We start from the raw sequence: 4,003 nt of genomic DNA, 5'->3' as shown, positions 1-4,003 counted from the left end.
CGCCCTGCCGACAGAGGTCGACCAGGGTGACGGTGTCGCTGCGCGACAGGCTGGCCTTCGTCTTCAACACACGACGTCCTCTACTTCGCGAGCGTCACGCGACCGGCGGCCGCGATCTCGCCGTCGAGCGTGATCCGGTAGTGGTAGACGCCCGAGGCCACTGCCCGGCCGGCGTCGTCGCGGCCGGTCCACACCACGTCGTGCCGTCCGGTCGCGAACGTGGCCTGCGGTAGCAGAGTTCGCACGAGGCGTCCAGCGGCATCGTGGATCGCGATCGACACCGAGGCGGATCGCGCGAGGTCGAACGACACCACCGTGCGCGGGTTGAAGGGATTGGGACGCACGTGGACGCGTTCGAGGCCCGAGCGCGGGCCGGCGGGCACCGAGGTGCTCGCGAGACAGGCCGTCGCCGGGCACGTGTCGGGTCCGTACACGACACCTTCCTGGTAGGGCACCGCCAGGTCGGGCGCTCCGTCGCCGTCGAGATCGCCGAAGGCGAAGGTCGAGGGATTCGTGCCGCTCGACACCACGCTCGGCGCGCCGAAGGAGGCCGCGCCGAGATTCGCCAGCACCGTGACGTCGTCGGAGTTCAGGTTGCCGGTGACGAGCTCGGACAGCCCGTCGCAGTCGAGGTCGGGGGCGGCCAGCGAGAAGGCTCCGGCTCCGGCGCTCACCTGCACGGGAGCGGCCAGCGAGCCCGATCCGTCGTTCAGCAGGACCGACACGCGGTCGGCGAAGAACTCGGTCACGGCCACGTCGGGGCCGTTCGCGCCGTCGAAGTCACCGACGGCGACGTCGAGGGGATTCAGACCGATCGCGATCGACGTGCGCGGCGCGAACCCACGCGCACCGTCGTTGAGGTGCACGGTGACCGTCGACGACTCGAAGTTCGACACGGCGACGTCGAGAAGCCCGTCGTCGTCGAAGTCGGCCACGACCAGACCGTTCGGGGTGAGGTCGGTGGAGAAGGACAGCGTGGCATCGAAGGTGCCGTCGCCACGGCCGTGGGCCACGGTGATCGTGGCACCCGAGCCGTTGACCGCGAGCAGGTCGAGATGGCCGTCGCCGTCGAGGTCGGCCACCCGCACCTCGTTCACGGCCGGGCCCGACGGGATCGAATCCCGTTCGGCCAGGCCGCCGGCGCCGTCGTTCCACAGGACGGACCAGGCCCCCGACGTCTGATCTCCGGTCACGACGTCGAGGTCGGTGTCGCCGTCGAGGTCGGCCAGCGCGAGCGAGACCGGCTCGTCGCCCGTCGCCCACAGCACCGCGGTATCGAGGGTGCCGCCCGCCAGCTGGCGGAGGACCGCGACCCGGTCGGTCGCGTCGTTGGCCGTGACGACGTCGGCCAGGCCGTCGCCGTCCAGATCGCCGATCGCCACCGCGTTCGCGCGCTCGCCGGCTCCCGGAACGAGAGGCCCGTTCGCGTCGAAACAGAACTGGGCATGGGCGGGCATCGCGACGAGAAGGATCGCCACGGCGAGGAGTCCGCGGATGTCGAACAGGTGGTGGGGGCGCATGGTGGTCTCCCGATTCGAGGCGACGGATTCGAGGAAGAGGTGGGGGTCCCCAGTCCCAGCGGGGGCGCGAGCGGGGGACCCTTGCGTTTCGGACTACATCATTACGGCCTACATCAGACCCTGGAGGATCTCGATGATCTGGGCGATGGCCTCCTGGGCATCGGCAGGCAGCTGGTTGGCCAGCTCCATGATGAAGGCGATCAGATCGGCGAAGCTCATGACACCTCCTTCGGTGGTGAGACTCGAGACTGATGGACCGCACGGCACGACGAATCGGCCGGCTCCTCCGCGGCGTGCAGAGCTCGAAGGTGAAGAAAAGCCGTGGACCGGAGTCCGGAGGAGCTCTGTGAAAGGTGGGACGAGCTCGCGATCTGATGCATCCGGAATGGACATCGGGCCCCTCGGACCGGGCCCGCCGTCAGGGCGTGCCGACCGGGCCTGCCGTCAGGGGCTGCCGTCGGGGGCGGCCGTCAGGGTCGGCTGGATGGGTTCCCGGAGCGGACGCACGCGCCGGGACCGGCGATCACTCGATCGTGACGTCCTCGATCGTGATGAACGTCGTCCCGTCGGCGGTGACGAAGCGCGTGGGGAAGCGGATCCCGCCGGCCTCGCTCCAGTCCTGGCGAGTGGTCACCAGGCTCGGTTCCTCGGCGCCGCCGCGGTGGAAGGCCCAGGCATCGGGAAGGTCGTCGTCGCCCAGGTAGAGAACGTAGGCATCGCCCGGAGTGTAGCCAGCGTCGCCGGTGTAGTGGACGCGCAGGGCGCGTCGGTCCCCCATGTCGTCGAAGCCCGGCACCGCCGTCGGCCCGAGGTCCTCGAACTCCACGCCCGTGTCGAGGGCCAGGCGGAGTTCGGACAGCATCCAGTAGTGGTCGTTGACGAAGGCGGCGTGCGCGCGGCGCTGGTCGTCGGTCTCGATCGACCCGGCGTGGATGCGCGTGGTCGTTCCGTTGAAGGTCACGGCCACGCTGTCCTGGGCGGGGTGCCACACGAACGAACGCGCGTTGCCGCTCGGATGGTGCTTCCAGGTGAAGGCCACGCGCTCGACGTCGCCCCAGTTCTCCACGCCGGCGGTCTCGGCCACGCGGCGGGCCAGGGCGTCGCCGTCGGCGGCGACCGTGGGCGACGCGGACAGCAGCACGACGAACAACGAGGCGAGAAAGCGGGACATGACCGGCTCCGGACCTGGGGGACGGCACGACCGATGGATCGGGTCAGTCGGGAGAGTCGACCATCGCTGCGTGCCTGGCAAGTCCGGGGTCCTTGACGCATCACCCGCGCCGGGCGTTGACTCGATCACGTCCCACTTGGGCGGCCTTGGAAGGCCGTCCCGTCACCCACCGAAAGGACCCACCGTGGAATACGTCGACATCGTCGAAGGCGAACTCAAGGCCTCGCGGATCGGCCTGGGCACCTGGGCCATCGGGGGTTGGATGTGGGGCGGGACCGACGAGGAGGCGGCGATCCGCACCATCCACGCAGCCATCGACCACGACATCTCGCTGGTCGACACCGCCCCCGTCTACGGCTTCGGTCGCAGCGAGGAGATCGTCGGCCGGGCGCTCGCCCACGACGATCTGCGCGAGCGCGTGGTCCTGGCCACCAAGGTCGGCCTCGACTGGAAGGACGAGCAGCCATTCCGCAACGCGAGCCGCGAACGCATCGAGAAGGAGGCCGAGGACTCCCTGCGTCGTCTGCAGACCGACGTCATCGACCTCTACCAGATCCATTGGCCCGACCCGAACACGCCGATCGAGGAGACGGCCGAAGCCATGCTGCGCCTCCGCGAGGCCGGCAAGATCCGCGCGATCGGCGTGAGCAACTTCTCCGTGGAGCAGATGGAGACGTTCTCCGAGGTGGCGCCCCTGCACACCACGCAACCGCCCTACAACCTCTTCGAGCGCGGGATCGAGCAGGACGTCCTGCCCTGGGCTCGGGAGCACGGAGTGAAGACCGTGACCTACGGCGCGTTGTGTCGCGGTCTGCTCACCGGGAAGATGACGGAGCACCAGACCTTCGAGGGTGACGACCTGCGCAAGGCCGATCCGAAGTTCCAGTCGAAGCGCTTCGGTGAGTACCTGCACGCCGTCGAAGCCTTCGAGGAACTTGCCCACGATCGCTTCGACACCGACGTGCTCACGTTCTCGGTCCGGTGGCTCCTCGACCACGGATCGGACATCGCGCTGTGGGGAGCGCGCCGCCCCGAACAGATCGAGGCGGTCGACCGACTGTGGGGCTGGCAGTTCGATCCTGCGACGCACGTGTCGGTCGACCAGATCCTGGAGCGGCATGTGAACCATCCGGTGGGTCCGGAGTTCATGGCCCCACCGGAGAAGCCCTAGGGTTCTGCCTCGATGATTGTTCATGGCCCCGGATTCGCAAGGATCCGGGGTCATGCGTACCAATCGACCGACGAACGGTTGGACGCCTCCCCACTGCCCCAACCGTAACTGCAAGTACCACAATCATTCCGGCGGCCCGTG

At 68.9% G+C, this 4,003-nt stretch carries 3 protein-coding genes; 1 reads left to right on the top strand and 2 read right to left on the bottom strand.

Annotated elements, in window-relative coordinates; all coding sequences use genetic code 11:
• Positions 1 to 80: 80 nt before the first annotated feature.
• Positions 81 to 1,520: an FG-GAP-like repeat-containing protein gene (locus VKA86_05255; protein ID HKK70605.1), complete on the bottom strand. Its 1,440-nt coding sequence runs from the start codon at positions 1,518 to 1,520 to the stop codon at positions 81 to 83.
• Positions 1,521 to 2,043: 523 nt separating this feature from the next.
• Positions 2,044 to 2,691, bottom strand: a complete 648-nt coding sequence (locus VKA86_05250) for a hypothetical protein (protein ID HKK70604.1) — start codon at positions 2,689 to 2,691, stop codon at positions 2,044 to 2,046.
• A gap of 184 nt (positions 2,692 to 2,875) precedes the next feature.
• Between VKA86_05250 and VKA86_05245 the strand changes: the two genes are divergently transcribed.
• Positions 2,876 to 3,862 carry an aldo/keto reductase gene (locus tag VKA86_05245; protein ID HKK70603.1) on the top strand — a complete coding sequence of 329 codons (987 nt, stop codon included), beginning with the start codon at positions 2,876 to 2,878 and terminating at the stop codon, positions 3,860 to 3,862.
• Positions 3,863 to 4,003: the final 141 nt, after the last annotated feature.

The organism is Candidatus Krumholzibacteriia bacterium (assembly GCA_035268685.1).
Lineage (GTDB): Bacteria > Krumholzibacteriota > Krumholzibacteriia > JAJRXK01 > JAJRXK01 > JAJRXK01.
This window is presented reverse-complemented; position numbering and strand designations above follow the sequence as displayed.